This window comes from Limnohabitans sp. Jir72 (assembly GCF_003063575.1).
Classification (GTDB): domain Bacteria; phylum Pseudomonadota; class Gammaproteobacteria; order Burkholderiales; family Burkholderiaceae_C; genus Limnohabitans_A.
The window spans coordinates 78,575-94,620 of the sequence record NZ_NESC01000006.1; the positions used below are offsets into that span (position 1 = coordinate 78,575).

The window sequence follows — 16,046 nt, forward strand, 5'->3', positions numbered from 1 at the left end:
TTTTCTCAACCCCCTGTAACCCTGTTCAACAACAAAAAGGAACTGACATGACAGACATCTCCAAACGCGCCGTCGTCAAGATGGTGGCCCTGACCGCTGTGGCTGCCGCTGCACTGGTCGGCTGTGGCAAGAAAGAAGAAGCCCCCAAGGCCGAAGCGCCCGCTGCGACCAAGGCCGAGCCCCTGAAGATCGCGTTTGCTTATGTCGGCCCTGTGGGCGACGGCGGCTGGACCTTTGCGCACGACAACGGCCGCAAAGCCCTGGAAAAAGAATTCGGCGACAAGATCGTCACCAGCTTCGTTGAAAAAGTGCCCGAAAGCGCTGACGCCGAGCGCGTGATCCGCGACATGGCCGGTCAAGGCAACAAGCTGATTTTTGGCACCACCTTCGGCTACATGGAGCCCATGCTCAAAGCCGCCGCTGACCTGAAAGACGTGAAGTTCGAGCACGCCACCGGCTACAAAACCGCCGAGAACATGCGCACCTATGACAGCCGAACTTACCAAGGTGCTTACATGGCTGGCGTGATTGCGGGCAAGATGACCAAGACCAACACCGTGGGTGTGGTCGGCTCCATCCCAATCCCTGAAGTGATCCGCAACATCAACAGCTTCACCATGGGCGCACAGTCGGTCAACCCCAAGATCAAGACCAAAGTGGTCTGGGTCAACGACTGGTTCAACCCACCGAAGGAAACCGAAGCCGCCACCGCCCTGATCAACGGCGGCGCTGACGTGCTGATGCAAAACACCGATTCGCCTGCCGTGCTGCAGACCGCCGAGAAGATGGGCAAGCGCGCCTTCGGCTGGGATTCCGACATGACCGCTTACGGCCCCAAAGCCCACCTGGGCTCGGCCGTGATCAACTGGGGTCCTTACTACATCAAGGCCACACGTGACGCACTGGAAGGCAAGTGGGCCACTGGCCAAAGCTGGTGGGGCGTGAAAGAAGGCGCGATCGACTTCGTCTCGGTGGCCGCTGACGTGCCCGAAGACACCAAGAAGAAACTGGAAGAAGTCAAAGCCGGTTTGAAGGCCGGTACCTTTGAAATCTGGAAAGGCCCGATCGTGGGTCAAGACGGCAAAGAAGTGCTGGCCAAAGACGCTGTGGCCGACGACAAGTTCCTGGGCGGCATCAACTTCTACGTCAAGGGCGTGGAAGGCAAGATCCCTGGCGGCAAATAATTTTTAACTCTCCTTGACAGGAACTCAACCATGAAAACAAAAATTTCCCTGATCGCATTGGCCGTGTTGTCCGTCGGCGCACAGGCGGCTGACTGGAGCGACACATCTGTGGGCTACCGTTATGCATCCCAGCAGTCCGAGCCAGGTGTGAGCGACAGCGTGTCCAAAAACATCCTCAGCGTGACGCATGTCAGCGGAGACAAGTTGGGCACCAACTTCTTCACGATCGACTTGTTGAAGTCTGGCAGCAATGATCCCGCTGCTTCCAACGCACCATCTGGCGCCCAAGAGTGGTACGGCTTTTACAAGCGCAGCTTCTCTCTGACGGCTTTGTCGGGTCAGCCCGTGACCTTGGGCTTTGCCAAGGACGTGAGCTTGACGGCGCGCGTGGATGCCGGCGCTAAGAACACCGCTTTTGCACCAGCACCGTTCAAAGTGCGTTTGGGTGCCAGTGCTGCCATGCCTGTGAGCGCCGGTTTTTGGGACGTGGGCGTTGAACTCTACAAAGAGAAAAATCACAACGGTTTTGTTGGCACTGGCAAGGACGTGAATTTTGACAATGCTGTGGCTTTGACCTCTGCTTGGGCCATTCCAGCAGGCCCAGGCACATTTGGTGGCTTCATCGACATCGTGGGTCCCAAAGGCAACGATGGTTTTGGCAATAAAACCAAAACTGAGACCTTGGCACGAGCTACTTATTTGTTGGATATTGGCGGTCCCAAGTCTGGTCTTAAGGCAGGTGTGGGTCTTGAGTACTGGAACAATAAGTTCGGCTGTGACAACGGCAATCCGTTGAGCACCAACGGCAAAGCCAACAGTTGCAAGGCAACGACACCTTTGTTGTTGGTGGAATACCACCTGTGATCGGTCTTTACAAGTTCTGACTTGATCAAGGGAGGCTCGAGCAAACATGATGTGATGCTCGAAACACCCCGAGGACCCCAAAGCTGCCCGGATTTTTCCGGGCAGCTTTTTTTGTGCCATCGCCGTTCGGATTTGTGTTTTGGCCGCGTTTGGCGTTCAATGAAGACAGACCCCGTATTTGTGCATGAATGACTGAAAGCGCCAGATGAAAATCCACGCCATCCCCTCGCAACGCTTGCCCGAACTCCTGCGGGCCATGCCCAAGGCCGAGTTGCACATCCACATCGAAGGCTCGCTGGAGCCTGAACTGATTTTTGCGCTGGCCCAGCGCAATGGCGTGCAACTGCCCTTTGCCGATGTGGCCGCCTTGCGCAGCGCCTATGCCTTCACCAACCTGCAAAGTTTTCTGGACCTGTATTACGCCGGTGCCAGCGTGCTGCTGCACGAGCAGGATTTTTACGACATGGCTTGGGCGTACTTCGAGAAAGCCGCCGCTGACCATGTGGTGCGGGCTGAGCTGTTTTTTGATCCGCAGACCCACACAGCGCGGGGCGTGGCCATGGGCGCGGTCATAGAAGGCCTGCACCGCGCCTGCCGCGATGCACAGACGAAGTTGGGCATCAGCGCCGATCTGATCTTGTGCTTCTTGCGCCATTTGTCCGAAGACGAGGCCTTGGCCACACTGGAAGAGGCCATGCCCTGGCGCGAACATTTCATCGGCGTGGGGCTGGATTCGAGCGAGCTGGGCCACCCGCCTGAAAAATTCGCCCGCGTGTTTGCCCGTGCCCGCGAACTGGGCCTGCACCTGGTGGCCCACGCGGGCGAGGAGGGCCCGCCCGCCTACATCTGGGGCGCACTCGACGTGTTGCAGGTCGAGCGCATCGACCACGGCGTGCAAGCCATCCACGATGGAGCGCTCATGAAGCGCCTGGCCGACAGCCACATGCCGCTCACGGTGTGCCCGCTGTCCAACCTCAAGCTGTGTGTGTTCAAGACGCTGGCCGATCACAACCTGGGCCAGATGCTGGACGCCGGCTTGTGCGTGACCCTCAACTCGGACGACCCGGCTTACTTTGGCGGCTACCTGAACGACAACTACCTGCAGACCTTTGCGGCCCTGCATCTGGGGGCGCCGCAGGCCTACCAACTGGCGGCCAACAGCATTGAGGCCAGTTTTGCCCCCGAGGAGGACAAGCACCGCTGGATGCATGAACTCAAGCAATGCTTTTTGGGGTTTTCTGAGCAGGACTGAGCGCACGTCCCTGCCGCGTGCGCTGCCGCACAGACAGCATGGTTGTGTCATGCCTACCATGGGCCCATGAGCCTTTCGGTGTTGAATTTTCTCAAGCGCCAGAGCGTCCCTCATGTGAAAGATCCGCACCATGAGAGTCCCTATTTCCCCCTCTGCAGTCCTCTTGATGCTGCTTGGCATGGGTTGCATGCCAGCGGCGCAGGCTTTTACCAGCACCGGCAACATGGACGTCAGCGCCACCATCGAGACGGCTTGCTCCGTGTCAGCCAGCCCGATGGCGTTTGGCGTCGTGCTGCCCGGTGTGGTCAAGGACGCTGAGGCGATCGTCACGGCCGTGTGCACCTCCGGCACGACCTACACGCTGGACTTGGGGGATGGCCTCAACCACATCACTACGGGCGGCACGGGCGGTCAGTACCGCAGGCAGATGGCGTCTGCCGCCAACCGATTGCCCTACATCATCTACATCGATGGCACCCGTGCCACGCAAATCGATGCCAGTGCCGCAGGCACGCTGGCGTACAACAATTTGTTGACCTCCACAGTGGGCAACGGACTGGACCAGCCGGTGACGATTTACGGCCGTGTGGTCGGTGCCGAGTCTTTGGCCAAAGTGCCCGGCGTCTATGGTGACACCGTGGTGGTAACCATCGCTTTTTGACGCGGGTATGCCCTGTCGACTTCTCTCTTTGGTGGTCAGCTTGCGCAGGTTTTTTCTCTGTGGCTTGCAGGCAGTCCTGATTTTTGGCAGCGGCAGCGCGCTCGCTGCGGCTGCGACAAGCATCACTCCCGTCATCATTGATGTGCCTTCGCAAGGGCGCGCGATGGTCACCGTGCGCAACGACCGGGCCCGAGAAATGCTCTACCAAGTCACGGTCATGGATTGGCATGTGGTGGACGGGGTAGACCAGTACGCGGTCACCCAGGATTTCATCGCCAGCCCGCCTTTGTTCACGCTGGCACCCTCGGCCTCGCAGATTGTGCGTATTGGTTTTCGCAGCCCTGCTCGGCAGACCGTTGAGCAAGCTTATCGGCTCGTGCTGGCCGAGGTGCCACGCCCGGGCAGTGCCGATGAAACTGCGGGCGTGGTTGATTTTGCATTGCAATACCTTTTGCCGGTTTTTGTGGTGCCAAGCGGCGCAGCTGCTGATCCAGCCTTGACCTGGACATTGCGTACCGATGGTGACGCCATGGTGGTGCGCGCTGACAACGCGGGTGCGCGCCGTGTGGCCTTGAATCTGGTGGGCCTGAGCCGCCAGACAGATGCCGAACTTGAGCCAGAGTTCTCACGCCGACAACGCGTGACGGTGCTGGCGCACACTTGGCGCGAATGGCGTTTTCCAATGCCCGCTCACCAAAGGGCCGGGCCTTGGCGCATTGTGGTTTTGCACAGCGGCAGCGACAGCCGGATGACCTTTCCCGATGCCGACATGCGCACCGTCACTTCGCGTTAGGCGGGGCGCACTGCACAAACGTGTTTTACGCAGTCTTTTCATGAGCGTGTTTGGCGCTGCAGCCATGGCGGCTGGTGTGCCCGGCTTGCACGGTGTCATGGTCAACGGCGTGGTGCAGCCGGGCTTTGCCTATCTGGTGTTTGACGATGTCTCGCAGCCTTACATGGCCTTGAAGGACTTCACGGCGCTCGGTTTTGCCATCACAGTGCCTGCGGTTTGGCGTGATGGCTTGGAGGTCGTGCCACTGGATGGACAGGCGGGCTTGGCAACGAAGATCGATGCCCAGCAACTCATGCTGTCCCTTGAAGTGGATCCGCGCTGGTACGAGGGCACACGCACCACGCTGAATGCCATGAGCAGCGCAAAGCCTTTGCCCGCCTTGCCAGGCGCATTGCTGAACTACAGCTTGCAGCTGGCCCGTGTGGGTGACACACCCGTGGCCACCGGCAGCACGCAGAGCTTGTCCCTGTTTGGTCCGGCCGGTCTGCTGCAGCTGAGCACGGCGGTGAACTCGGTGGGCGCTCCTGCTCCCGGCTCTGCGGGGCTTTCGCCCCGACATTTCAGCCGCTTGGGCACCACGTTCTTTCACGACAATGAAGAGCAGCGCACCACGCTTTCAGTGGGCGATGGTGTGCTGCCCATCGGGGTGGGCGTGCCTGTCGTGCGCTATGGCGGCATCACTTGGCAAAGCAACTTTGGTCTGGACCCGAACTTTTCCACATTGGAGACGCCTGCTATTTTTGACGCAGCGCGGCTGCCCAGCACGCTGGAGTTTTTCCTGAATGACCGGCGCGTGGGCAGCCCGCTGGCAGTGCCTGCTGGCCCTTTTGAAATCAGCGGCTTGCCCACGGTCGATGGCGCAGGGCAGGTGAAGGTCTTGATCCGCGACGCCCTCAACAACGAACGCACCGTCACCGTGCCTTATCTGCACACCGCGCGCTTGTACAGACAGGGACTGCACAGCTTCAGTTACACCGCCGGCATGTTGCGCCCCGATCTGGACCGGTACGACTCGCCTTTTTTGGCCAGCGCACACCGATGGGGACTGACGCGTTGGCTCACGCTGGATGCTGGGGGCAGCTTCAGCGCCGACAGCAACAGCCTGGGGGCTGGGGCCACCTTCCCCTTGCAAGACAACGTGGTCGGCGATGCGCGTGTGGCCATGAGCAAGTCTCCCGCAGGTGCGGGTCAGCAATGGGGCACCTCAGCGCAATGGTTGGTCAGTGTGGCGAGCATCGGGGCGAGCATGAGCCACTCGTCCGCCACGTTTCGCTTGCTGGGCGACAGTGTGAGCGCTTTGGCCCGACCTCGCGACGATCTGCGTCTGTTTGCCTCGCGTGCTTTGGGACATGACTTGGGCAGCGTGAGCGCCAGCTTTGGCCGCTTGTCCACATGGGGCGATGGCACGCGGGCCATCAGCAGCTTGAGCTGGGTCCGCAGTTTTCGTGATTTCAGCCTCTCTGTCAGCGCTGTGCGCAGCAGCGATACCGCATCCTTGCAGTTGGGCCTGAGCATCCCGCTGTCGCACCAAGGCTTTTTCAGCAGCAGTCTGCAAAAGCGCGACGCGACAACGACCTGGCGCAGTGACTACGCCAGCGCCCCGCTGACCGGCAATGGCCTGGCTGTGCGCGCGGGCATGACGGCCGCAAACACGCCTGGCGCTGACGATGTGTCCAGTGCCATGGGCGCATTGGACGCACGCACCGACATCGGCGAGCACGGCGTGCAAGTGGACAGCCGTGCGCGCAGTACCTCATGGCGTGTGCGCACAGCGGGCAGCCTGGGTGTGCTGGCCGGGCACGCGTTTTGGGGGCCGCCCATCGGCAATGGCTTTGCGCTGGTGTCCACGGGTGATGCGCCGTCCATTCCGGTCTACCGCTGGAACTTGCCGGTGGCCGTCAGCGATGCGCGAGGGCTGGCGCTGGTCACCAGCCTGAGTCCTTACCGGAACAACCTGTTGGCCATACGGCCTGACGAGGTGCCGCTGGCTTACCGCGTCACCGACCATGAAGTCACGGCTGTGCCGCGCGGCCGTGGCGGGGTGTTTGTGGCGTTTGCGATGCGGCGTGAGCGGCCCGCTTTGCTGACGCTCCATGTGCCCGGCGGCCAACCGGTTCCCATTGGTGCCAGCGTCTTGATTTTGGACACAGGCGAGACCGCGCCCGTGGGGCAACGCGGTGAGGTTTATTTGCAGCATGTGCCGGAGCACGCCGAGCTTGAGATCCGCTTCAAAAACAAACGCTGCCGCATCACCCCCAGCAGGCCCGCCACAACGGATCCGCAACCGCGCTTGGGGCCGTTCATTTGTGCCTGGGGCTTGGTGCCATGAGCCGCTCTGTTGGCCAGCGGTTCAGTGTCTTGGCTCGCATGGCAGTGGCTTGGCTGGGCAGCTTTGGCCTAGCCTGCGCGGGAGCTCTGGACGACACATCGGCCGTGCATTGCCTGGTGCAGTCGGCCAGCCTCAACTTTGGTCGCTTGAACCTGCAACGTCCGCCACCGGTGCCCGGGGAAGGCGAGGTGGTGGTGGCCTGCCAGAACACCGCCAGCGAAGTGCGGCGCGTGACGCTTTCACTGACGTTTCCGACCATGGGTGTTCAAACAGCGCTGTTGCAGTCCGGCCATGGGGCCATGCCCGTGGTTTTTTACCGCGACGCGCAATTTGCCGTCCGATGGGGCGATGACCTGAACGGCGCGGCGGCCTTGAGGGTGGCGCTGGACTTCACACCCGGAGAGCACACCGTGCTGCGCCTGCCGGTGTATGCCTTGCTGCACAGCCCGCGCGTTGTGGCGGCGGGTGTTTACCTGAGCCACGTGCCGGTGACGGTGACCACGCTGCAGAGGTAGCTTGCTGTTTTGCTGCGCAGGTGCGGGCTTTGACTCGGCATGTAAAATCCAACCCCGAAGCCCGCTGCCCCGGCGGGCTTTGTTTTGTTCAATTTCGGGGACATGTAGAGGACTACCATGTACAAAAACCTCGCAGCCACGCTCGTGGCCGCCTGCTTTTTTCTCACCGGCGCACAGGCCCAAACCTCGGCGCAAACACCCACCAAATCTGCCGAGCCCATCAAGGCCGGTTTTGTCTATGTTTCGCCCATCACCGAGGCGGGCTGGACGCGTCAGCACGACGAGGGCCGCAAGGCTGTCGAGAAGGCTTTGGGCGATCAAGTCAAGACCACTTTTGTGGCCGATGTGCCCGAAGGTGCTGATGCCGAGCGCGTGATCCGCGACCTGGCACAACAAGGCAACCAGATCATCTTCACGCCCAGCTTTGGCTACATGGAGCCCACGCTGAAGGTGGCCAAGGATTTCCCGAATGTGAAGTTTGAATCGGTCACCGGTTTCAAGACGGCGGCCAACGTGGCGGCGTCGAACGCCCGCTATTACGAAGGCCGTTATCTGGCGGGCATCGCCGCCGGGCGCATGACCCAGTCCAACGTGGCCGGTTATGTGGCGGGTTTCCCGATCCCTGAGGTGCTGCAGGGCATCAACGCCTTCACTTTGGGCATGCGCTCGGTCAACCCCAAAGCCGTCGTCAAGGTGGTCTGGCTCAACGCCTGGTTCGATCCACCCAAAGAGCGCGAAGCGGCCATGGCTTTGTTCAACCAAGATGTGGACGTGATCGCCTTCCACACCGGCTCGACGGCCGTGATGGCCGCAGCGCAAGAGCGCAGCAAGATGGCTGTGGCTTACCACTCCGACATGCGCAAAACCGGGCCGGACGCGCAGATCATCGCGGTGACCCATCAGTGGGGTGATTACTACACTGCCCGCGTCAAGGCCGCGATGAACGGCAGCTGGACTTCCGGCAGCGTGTGGGGCGGTGTCAAAGACGGCATGATCCGCGTGGGCGACTTTGGGCCCAAGGTGCCCAAGAAGGTTCAAGACGAGATCCTGGCCAAGCAAAAGCTCGTGGGCTCGGGCAAGTTGCTGCCTTTTGCAGGACCGATGACCGACAACGAAGGTCGCGAAGTTGTACCCGCAGGCCAAAGCCTGAACGACGGGCAGATTCTGGGCATGAACTACTTGGTGCAGGGCGTGGTGGGCAAGGTTTCGCGTTGAAGCCTGAATGTCACGACGAGGCGCGCAGCGACGCGGCAATCCAGTGGTGACGCTCATTGATGGGCTGGATCGCCACTAAAATCCACCCCATCACCAAAGGACGCACCATGAGCATCAAGAGCGACAAATGGATCCGCCGCATGGCCGAGCAGCACGGCATGATCGAGCCGTTCGAGCCCGGCCAGATTCGTCAGAACGCCGCTGGCGAAAAAATTGTGAGCTACGGCACCAGCAGCTATGGCTACGACATCCGCTGTGCGCCCGAGTTCAAGGTGTTCACCAACATCTACAGCACGGTGGTGGACCCCAAGAACTTTGACGAGCGCAGCTTTGTGGACATCGAGGGCGATGTTTGCATCATCCCGCCCAACAGTTTCGCGCTGGCCCGCACCGTCGAGTATTTCCGCATTCCGCGCAATGTGCTGACCATTTGTCTTGGCAAAAGCACTTACGCCCGTTGCGGCATCATCGTCAACGTGACCCCGTTTGAGCCCGAGTGGGAAGGGTATGTGACGCTGGAGTTCAGCAACACCACGCCACTGCCCGCCAAAATTTATGCGGGTGAGGGCTGCGCGCAAGTGTTGTTCCTGGAAAGCGATGAAGTTTGCGAAACCAGCTACAAAGACCGGGGTGGCAAATACCAAGGCCAAGTGGGCGTGACTTTGCCCAAAACCTGAGGCGCAAAACCCCGTTTTTGGCCTGTCACCTCAAAATGCGACAATAGCGGGTTAATGACCGACTCTTTTTCCAATTTATCGCTGGCGCCCACGCTGGCACGAGCCGTGGCCGAAATGGGCTACGAATCCATGACCCCTATCCAGGCCCAAGCCATTCCGGTGGTGTTGACGGGCCAGGACGTGATGGGCGCTGCCCAAACCGGCACAGGCAAAACGGCGGCGTTTTCGCTGCCTTTGCTGCAACGCCTGCTCAAACACGAAAACCCTTCTACATCGCCTGCTCGTCACCCGGTGCGCGCTTTGGTGCTCTTGCCCACGCGTGAGCTGGCCGATCAGGTGGCCCAACAAATCAAGATGTACGCCAAGTACACCCAGCTGCGCAGCGCGGTGGTCTTTGGCGGCATGGACATGAAGCCCCAGACCCTGGAGCTGAAAAAAGGCGTTGAGGTGCTGGTCGCCACGCCCGGTCGTTTGCTGGACCACATCGAAGCCAAAAACGCGGTCTTGAACCAAGTGGAATATGTGGTGCTGGACGAAGCCGACCGCATGCTGGACATCGGCTTTTTGCCCGATTTGCAGCGTATTCTGAGCTTCTTGCCCAAGCAACGCACCACTTTGTTGTTCTCGGCCACCTTCTCACCAGAGATCAAACGCCTGGCCGGCAGCTACCTGCAAAACCCGGTCACCATCGAAGTGGCACGCCCCAACGAAACCGCTTCCACCGTTGAGCAGCGCTTTTACGCCGCGCAAGACGATGACAAGCGCCGCGTGATCCGCAAGGTCTTGACCGACCGTGGCATCAAGCAAGCCTTCATCTTTGTCAACAGCAAGCTGGGCTGCGGCCGTTTGGCCCGTTCGCTGGAGCGAGAAGGCCTGCGCACGGCCGCCTTGCACGGCGACAAGAGCCAGGACGAGCGCCTGAAAGCCCTGGAAGCCTTCAAAAAGGGTGAAGTGGACCTGCTGGTCTGCACCGATGTGGCCGCCCGCGGCCTGGACATCAAGGACGTGCCTGCGGTGTTCAACTTCGATGTGCCCTTCAACGCCGAAGACTATGTGCACCGGATTGGTCGCACGGGCCGTGCCGGTGCTTCGGGCTTGGCCGTGACCCTGGTCAGCCCATCCGACACCCGCTTGGTCGGTGACATCGAAAAACTGATCAAGAAAAAGCTCGAGGTGGAAACCTTGCAGCTCGACGACCACCCCCGCTCGGGCGGTGAGCGCTCTGAGCGCGAGCGTTCGGACGAGCGCCCCCGTGGCCGTGCCTACGAAGGCCGACGCCGCGAAGAGTTCGATCCCCGCGACGCCATCGAGCCGCGTGAACGCCGTGGGGGCTTTCGGCCTGCGCCGGTCAACCGCGATCCCTTCTTTGAAAAGCCCTACGAAGCGCCTTCAGCCGATGCCGCGCCCAGCTGGGAGTCGGCCGCACCCAAGACGGCCCGGTCGTCGATTTCGGCCAACATCAAGCCCAAGCGCAAAGTGGCTGCGCTGTTCAAAACCAGCGAATGATCGCCGCGCAAGCCCGGGCTTTACCCGGGCTTCAAATGCTTGTCACCTGGCGCTGTCAAAATCGCGCCATGCGTGAATTCCCCTCTTCCTCTTCAGTTACACCCCTGTTGGGCCATCTTCTGGCGGCTGGCTGCGTGGCTTGGCCTGCTTTGTCCATCGCCCAAACCGCTCCGGCCACCGACTTGGGGCGGATCGAGATCCGCAGCAACCGCAACAACGACACCGAAGTGCGCCGCGAGTCCACCGCGGCCAAGATCGTGATTGGCCGCGAAGAGATCGAAAAACAAGGCGACGCCACGTTGGGCGAAGTGCTCAAGCGCCTGCCGGGCGTGACGATCGGCGGTGCCCCCGGGCACGGTGGTGCGATCCGTATGCGGGGTTTGGGCAATGGCTATACACAAATCTTGCTGGACGGTGAGCGCATGCCGCCTGGTTTTTCGATTGATCAGCTGACGCCTGAGCAGGTCGAAAGGATTGAAATCATGCGTGCCCCAACGGCTGAGACCGGGGCGCGCGCCATTGCCGGGACGATCAACATCGTCTTGCGCGAAGGGCAAAAAGGCACGCCAGACGACCTCAAGCTCACACGCAGCATGGAGCATGGGCAGCCTTCGAGTCAGGTCAATTGGGTGCACAACCTCCAAACCGAACCGATCAGCGGCACCTTCACCCTGTCGGCCATGGACACCTACCGTGCCGATGAAAGTACGACGGTGACCGAGTCCTCAGATATCACAGACCGCATACGCGAAGCCAGCAGCCTGGGCCACCGCAAGGCGGTCAATGCCAATGCCCGCTTGCAATGGAAAGGCGAGCAAGGCCGCAGCCTGACTTTGACGCCGTTTGTGGTGTATTCGGAATACGACAACCGAGGCCAGATCGCGGTACGCACCACCGAGGGCACACCGGTGTCCGATGCCGTGCAAACGCAAAGCGCCAGCCGCTTCACGATGGCGCGGCTCAACGGCCAGTGGACGGAAAAGTTGACGGCCGATGACCGCCTGGATGTGCGCTTTGGCGCGGGTCAGACCACCTACGATTACCGTTTGGACCAAACGGGTGCCACAGGCGCCACTGCGGGAAGCGGGCAGGCCTTGTTGCGCAACGGGTTTGAAACCCAGAGCTTTGTGGACAAGAGCTACAGCCTCAACGGCAAATGGAGCCGGGCCTTGGACAACGGCCACCAGATCGTGAGTGGCCTGGAGTTGGAGCAGGTGCACCGGGACGAGCAGGGCAATGCCGCCGCCTCTGAAGATGCAGGCAATTTGCAGGCCAGCACACGTCGCTGGGCGATCTATTCGCAAGACGAATTCAACATCAACCCGCAATGGTCCGCCTATGGGGGCTTGCGCTATGAAAACTTGCTGACCGAAGGCACGGTCAATGGCGTGCTCAAGCACAACGAGAGTTCTGTCCTCACGCCGCTCTTGCATGCAGTGTTCAAGCCTGATCCGCAAAAGCGTGACCAGATCCGCATGAGCCTCACACGCAGCTACAAGACCCCAACGCTTTACCAGCTGGTGGCGCGCTATGTGCCTTCGCTGGGCGAGAACAGCTGGACCCAAGCCGACCGCACCGGTAACCCCGATCTCAAGCCTGAGCTGGCGACGGGTGTGGACTTGGCGTTTGAGCGCTATCTGGAGCAAGGCGGCATGCTCAGTGCCAATGTGTTTCGGCGCAACATCAGCAACTTGATCCGGTCGACCACCCGCTTCAATGAGAGCACTGGGCGTTACGTCTCATCGCCCACCAATGTGGGCAATGCCATCACCGAAGGTGTGGAGCTGGAAGCGAAGTTCCGGCTGGACCAATGGGTGGCCGGGGCCTTGCCCGTGGACCTGCGGGCCAACGCCAGCTTTTTCCACTCCAAGGTCCAGGACGTGCTGGGCCCCAACAACCGGCTGGACCAACAACCTGACATGACGGCCAACCTGGGCGGCGACTACCGGCTGCGCGGCCTGCCCTTGACCTTGGGTGGCAACGTCAACTGGAACCCCGCCTACGACACCCGCCGCACCGACCAGCAATGGGCTTACCAAGGTGCCAAGCGGGTGGTGGATGTGTATGGCCTGTGGCGCCTGTCGCCCTCGGCCGGGTTGCGCCTGACGGTGAGCAACCTGACACCCTTGGACTACATCACGGGTTCGACCTTCCGCAACGGCGCGCAGTACGAGTCGGCCACCACCACGGCGCACAACTGGCGCAACATCCAACTGCGTCTGGAAATGAAAATCTGATCGCTGTGCAGGCTGAGCCCTGGCTGTCTCGCATTGGGCAGCCCGGGCACAGCCGCTGTGCCAAGATGGTGTGATCTGTTTTCAGGAGACTTCACATGGCCATCAAAGACGCCGCTTGGCACAACCGCATGTACAACAACCGTGCCTTGGTGCCGGATTTTGCAGACCACTTTGACCATTGGCGCAAAGCCTCTGAAGAGGCGCGCCAGACGCTCAAGCCCCAGCTGGACTTGCGCTTTGGCGAAGGCCCCAAAGAGACGCTGGATGTGTTCCCAGCCCCCCGCGCAGGCGCACCGGTGGTGGTGTTCATCCACGGTGGCTACTGGCGCAGTCTGGACAAGGCCGACCATTCCTTTGTGGCCCCCGCCTTGCGCGATATGGGCGCCTGTGTGGTGGTGGTCAACTACGACCTGTGTCCTGGCACCGAGGCCCAGCCCGTCACCGTCCCCGACATCGCGGTGCAAATGAGCCGAGCCTTGGCTTGGGTCTGGCGCCACATTGGCGAGCACGGCGGTGACCGCAGCAACATCACCGTGATCGGCCATTCGGCCGGTGGGCATCTGGCAGCCATGCTGTTGGCGTGCGACTGGAAAAAAGTCGGTCGCGATTTGCCCGCAGGCTTGGTGCGCAAAGTCATGTCCATCTCGGGTTTGTACGACCTGGAGCCGGTGCGCAAAACACCTTTTGTGCAAGCCGATTTGCGCATCACCCCCAGCCATGTGCGCATGGCCAGCCCGGCCAAATGGCAGCGCCCCTCCAAGGGCGTGCTTTACACGCTGGTGGGCGGTGACGAGAGCCCCGAGTTCTTGCGCCACAACCGCTTGATCCATCAGGCCTGGGGCCCCAAGACCGTGCCGGTTTGCGAAGACCTGCCTGGCCTGAACCATTTCAGCATCGTGACCGACCTCACTCGGCCTGGCTCACGCTTGCATGGTCTGGCGCAGGCCCTGATTCAGCAACGCGCTTGAGCGTGCACGAGTGGCTCTACCCCTTGGGGGTGGTCTTGCTGGGCTACACCGTGCTGGGCCTGACGGGCTTTGGCTCTGCCCTGGTCATCGTGCCCCTGCTGGCCTGGCAGTGGCCTTTGCCCGAAGTGGTGGCCATGACCTTGCTGATGGACGTGCCCGCATCGGCATTTCACAGCGGCCTCAACTGGCGACAAGTGCAGTGGCGTGAATTGCGCCGCCTGCTGCCTGGCCTGCTGGCGGGCACGCTGCTGGGCTTGTGGTTGATGCAGCACATGCAGGCGCGTTGGCCCTTGCTGGTGCTGGGGCTGTATGTGGCCGCTGTTGGTGTGAACGCTTTGCGCCCGGCCGCTCAGGCGCGGGCCCAACCCGCCCTGTGGTGGGCGGGGCCGGTGGGTACGGCCATTGGCGTGGTGGAGCTGATTTTTGGCACCGCAGGCCCCTTGGTGGTAGCTTGGCTCAGCCGCCGCTTGAGCGATGTGCAACAGGTCCGGGCCAGCATTCCCATGATCATCACCGTGGCGGCCAGCACGGTCCTGATCGGCATGGCCTGGGAAGGGCGCCTGAGCAGTGCCGTGATCTGGCAGCGTTGGGCTGCGTTGATCGGGGTGGCTTTGTTGGGCGTGTGGCTGGGCCACCGCGTGGCGCACCGGGTGCCGGTGCCACGCTTGCGGCAGATCATCTGCGGCTTGCTGGTGGTCAGCGGCTTGATGCTGGCGCTCAGAGCCTTGGCTTGATTCACAAAAAAGGGGAGCCCGTGGCTCCCCTTGGTGTGAACGCCCAAATGGTTTACATCAACAGGTGTTCCCCGGCGTTGTCACCGCCCAGCGTGACGTAGTTCACCTTGCGGATGTCCATCAGCTTGGTGCCACCCGCGTAGCTGATCGAGCTTTGCACGTCTTGTTCCATCTCGATCAGGGTGTTGGCCAGCTTGCCCTTGATCGGCTCCAGAATGCGCTTGCCTTCCACGTGCTTGTACTCGCCCTTGTTGAAGTCAGACGCTGAGCCGTAGTACTCCTTGAACATCTCGCCATCGACCTCGACGGTCTTGCCGGGCGACTCTTCGTGGCCCGCAAACAGCGAGCCGATCATGACCATGCTCGCGCCAAAGCGGATGCTCTTGGCGATGTCGCCATGGCTGCGGATGCCGCCGTCGGCAATGATGGGCTTGGTCGCGACGCGGGCGCACCACTTGAGCGCCGACAACTGCCAGCCGCCCGTACCAAAACCGGTCTTGAGCTTGGTGATGCACACCTTGCCGGGGCCCACGCCCACTTTGGTCGCGTCAGCGCCCCAGTTTTCCAGGTCGATCACGGCTTCGGGCGTGGCCACGTTGCCTGCGATCACAAAGCTCTTGGGCAGCTTGGCCTTGATGTAGCCAATCATGTCGCGCACGCTGTCGGCATGGCCGTGGGCGATGTCGATGGTGATGTACTCGGGCACCAGGTTTTCAGCGGCCAGCTGGTCCACCGTGGCACGGTCCGGGGCTTTGACGCCCAGCGAGATCGAGGCGTAAACACCTTTGGCGTGCATGTCGCGCACGAACTGGACGTTGTCCAGGTCAAAGCGGTGCATGACGTAGAAGTAATCGTTTTGCGCCATCCACAGGCAGATCGACTCGTCCACCACCGTTTTCATGTTGGCAGGCACCACCGGCAGGCGGAACTTGCGGCCACCCAGCTCGACGCCCGCATCGCACTCGGAACGGCTTTCCACGCGGCACTTGCGTGGCAAAAGCAGGATGTTGTCGTAATCAAAAATTTCCATGAGAAAACCAAGCTCCAAAAAAGGATTCGTTGAAAGAACGAGTGAGCGCTTGGCCTGGCCGGTTTTTTGGCCCCTGTGGTG

General features: G+C 61.2%; 14 protein-coding genes. 13 read left to right on the plus strand and 1 reads right to left on the minus strand.

Features of this window, described 5'->3' with window-relative positions; translation table 11 throughout:
* The first annotated feature begins 47 nt into the window (after nucleotides 1–47).
* The 13 genes from B9Z52_RS09795 (at nucleotide 48) to B9Z52_RS09855 (ending at nucleotide 14,935) form a co-directional block, all read left to right on the plus strand.
* Nucleotides 48–1,184 (plus strand): BMP family ABC transporter substrate-binding protein, encoded by a 1,137-nt coding sequence (locus B9Z52_RS09795; protein ID WP_108413669.1) that lies wholly within the window; start codon nucleotides 48–50, stop codon nucleotides 1,182–1,184.
* A gap of 30 nt (nucleotides 1,185–1,214) precedes the next feature.
* On the plus strand, nucleotides 1,215–2,048 hold the full coding sequence (locus B9Z52_RS09800; protein ID WP_108413670.1) for a hypothetical protein: 834 nt from the start codon (nucleotides 1,215–1,217) through the stop codon (nucleotides 2,046–2,048).
* A 205-nt stretch (nucleotides 2,049–2,253) separates the two neighbouring features.
* Entirely contained in the window at nucleotides 2,254–3,300 is a 1,047-nt protein-coding gene (locus B9Z52_RS09805) for an adenosine deaminase (protein WP_108413671.1), read from the plus strand.
* Between the two features lie 130 nt (nucleotides 3,301–3,430).
* Nucleotides 3,431–3,961 carry a spore coat U domain-containing protein gene (locus B9Z52_RS09810; protein ID WP_108413672.1) on the plus strand — a complete coding sequence of 177 codons (531 nt, stop codon included), beginning with the start codon at nucleotides 3,431–3,433 and terminating at the stop codon, nucleotides 3,959–3,961.
* Between the two features lie 7 nt (nucleotides 3,962–3,968).
* Entirely contained in the window at nucleotides 3,969–4,754 is a 786-nt protein-coding gene (locus B9Z52_RS09815) for a molecular chaperone (RefSeq protein WP_108413673.1), read from the plus strand.
* 40 nt (nucleotides 4,755–4,794) lie between these two features.
* Complete coding sequence (locus tag B9Z52_RS09820) at nucleotides 4,795–7,083, plus strand: fimbria/pilus outer membrane usher protein (RefSeq protein WP_158270532.1); 2,289 nt, start codon at nucleotides 4,795–4,797, stop codon at nucleotides 7,081–7,083.
* Nucleotides 7,080–7,598: a spore coat protein U domain-containing protein gene (locus B9Z52_RS09825; protein ID WP_108413675.1), complete on the plus strand. Its 519-nt coding sequence runs from the start codon at nucleotides 7,080–7,082 to the stop codon at nucleotides 7,596–7,598. Before B9Z52_RS09820 ends, B9Z52_RS09825 begins: the two co-directional genes overlap by 4 nt.
* A 117-nt stretch (nucleotides 7,599–7,715) precedes the next feature.
* Nucleotides 7,716–8,813: a BMP family ABC transporter substrate-binding protein gene (locus B9Z52_RS09830; RefSeq protein WP_108413676.1), complete on the plus strand. Its 1,098-nt coding sequence runs from the start codon at nucleotides 7,716–7,718 to the stop codon at nucleotides 8,811–8,813.
* 107 nt (nucleotides 8,814–8,920) lie between these two features.
* Nucleotides 8,921–9,490 (plus strand): dCTP deaminase, encoded by a 570-nt coding sequence (dcd, locus tag B9Z52_RS09835; RefSeq protein ID WP_108413843.1) that lies wholly within the window; start codon nucleotides 8,921–8,923, stop codon nucleotides 9,488–9,490.
* Between the two features lie 54 nt (nucleotides 9,491–9,544).
* Nucleotides 9,545–10,996 carry a DEAD/DEAH box helicase gene (locus tag B9Z52_RS09840; RefSeq protein ID WP_108413677.1) on the plus strand — a complete coding sequence of 484 codons (1,452 nt, stop codon included), beginning with the start codon at nucleotides 9,545–9,547 and terminating at the stop codon, nucleotides 10,994–10,996.
* Between the two features lie 68 nt (nucleotides 10,997–11,064).
* Nucleotides 11,065–13,233 (plus strand): TonB-dependent siderophore receptor, encoded by a 2,169-nt coding sequence (locus B9Z52_RS09845; protein WP_233251915.1) that lies wholly within the window; start codon nucleotides 11,065–11,067, stop codon nucleotides 13,231–13,233.
* A 95-nt stretch (nucleotides 13,234–13,328) separates the two neighbouring features.
* Nucleotides 13,329–14,201, plus strand: coding sequence for an alpha/beta hydrolase (locus tag B9Z52_RS09850; RefSeq protein ID WP_108413679.1), 873 nt, complete (start codon nucleotides 13,329–13,331; stop codon nucleotides 14,199–14,201).
* A gap of 2 nt (nucleotides 14,202–14,203) precedes the next feature.
* The gene (locus B9Z52_RS09855; RefSeq protein WP_108413844.1) at nucleotides 14,204–14,935 is read left to right on the plus strand and encodes a sulfite exporter TauE/SafE family protein; all 732 of its coding nucleotides are present in this window, start codon (nucleotides 14,204–14,206) and stop codon (nucleotides 14,933–14,935) included.
* A gap of 52 nt (nucleotides 14,936–14,987) precedes the next feature.
* Here B9Z52_RS09855 and B9Z52_RS09860 read toward each other — a convergent pair whose 3' ends face one another.
* Nucleotides 14,988–15,965, minus strand: a complete 978-nt coding sequence (locus tag B9Z52_RS09860; protein ID WP_108413680.1) for a GMP reductase — start codon at nucleotides 15,963–15,965, stop codon at nucleotides 14,988–14,990.
* Nucleotides 15,966–16,046 lie beyond the last annotated feature (81 nt).

Excerpts from the sequence above, each read along its gene's own strand:
- B9Z52_RS09860 (WP_108413680.1), bottom strand. The coding sequence starts at position 15,965 with ATGGAAATTTTTGATTACGACAACATCCTGCTTTTGCCACGCAAGTGC.
- B9Z52_RS09825 (WP_108413675.1), top strand. The coding sequence starts at position 7,080 with ATGAGCCGCTCTGTTGGCCAGCGGTTCAGTGTCTTGGCTCGCATGGCA.
- B9Z52_RS09840 (WP_108413677.1), top strand. The coding sequence starts at position 9,545 with ATGACCGACTCTTTTTCCAATTTATCGCTGGCGCCCACGCTGGCACGA.
- B9Z52_RS09795 (WP_108413669.1), top strand. The coding sequence starts at position 48 with ATGACAGACATCTCCAAACGCGCCGTCGTCAAGATGGTGGCCCTGACC.
- B9Z52_RS09800 (WP_108413670.1), top strand. The coding sequence starts at position 1,215 with ATGAAAACAAAAATTTCCCTGATCGCATTGGCCGTGTTGTCCGTCGGC.
- B9Z52_RS09820 (WP_158270532.1), top strand. The coding sequence starts at position 4,795 with ATGAGCGTGTTTGGCGCTGCAGCCATGGCGGCTGGTGTGCCCGGCTTG.
- B9Z52_RS09850 (WP_108413679.1), top strand. The coding sequence starts at position 13,329 with ATGGCCATCAAAGACGCCGCTTGGCACAACCGCATGTACAACAACCGT.
- dcd (WP_108413843.1), top strand. The coding sequence starts at position 8,921 with ATGAGCATCAAGAGCGACAAATGGATCCGCCGCATGGCCGAGCAGCAC.
- B9Z52_RS09810 (WP_108413672.1), top strand. The coding sequence starts at position 3,431 with ATGAGAGTCCCTATTTCCCCCTCTGCAGTCCTCTTGATGCTGCTTGGC.
- B9Z52_RS09830 (WP_108413676.1), top strand. The coding sequence starts at position 7,716 with ATGTACAAAAACCTCGCAGCCACGCTCGTGGCCGCCTGCTTTTTTCTC.
- B9Z52_RS09805 (WP_108413671.1), top strand. The coding sequence starts at position 2,254 with ATGAAAATCCACGCCATCCCCTCGCAACGCTTGCCCGAACTCCTGCGG.
- B9Z52_RS09815 (WP_108413673.1), top strand. The coding sequence starts at position 3,969 with ATGCCCTGTCGACTTCTCTCTTTGGTGGTCAGCTTGCGCAGGTTTTTT.
- B9Z52_RS09845 (WP_233251915.1), top strand. The coding sequence starts at position 11,065 with ATGCGTGAATTCCCCTCTTCCTCTTCAGTTACACCCCTGTTGGGCCAT.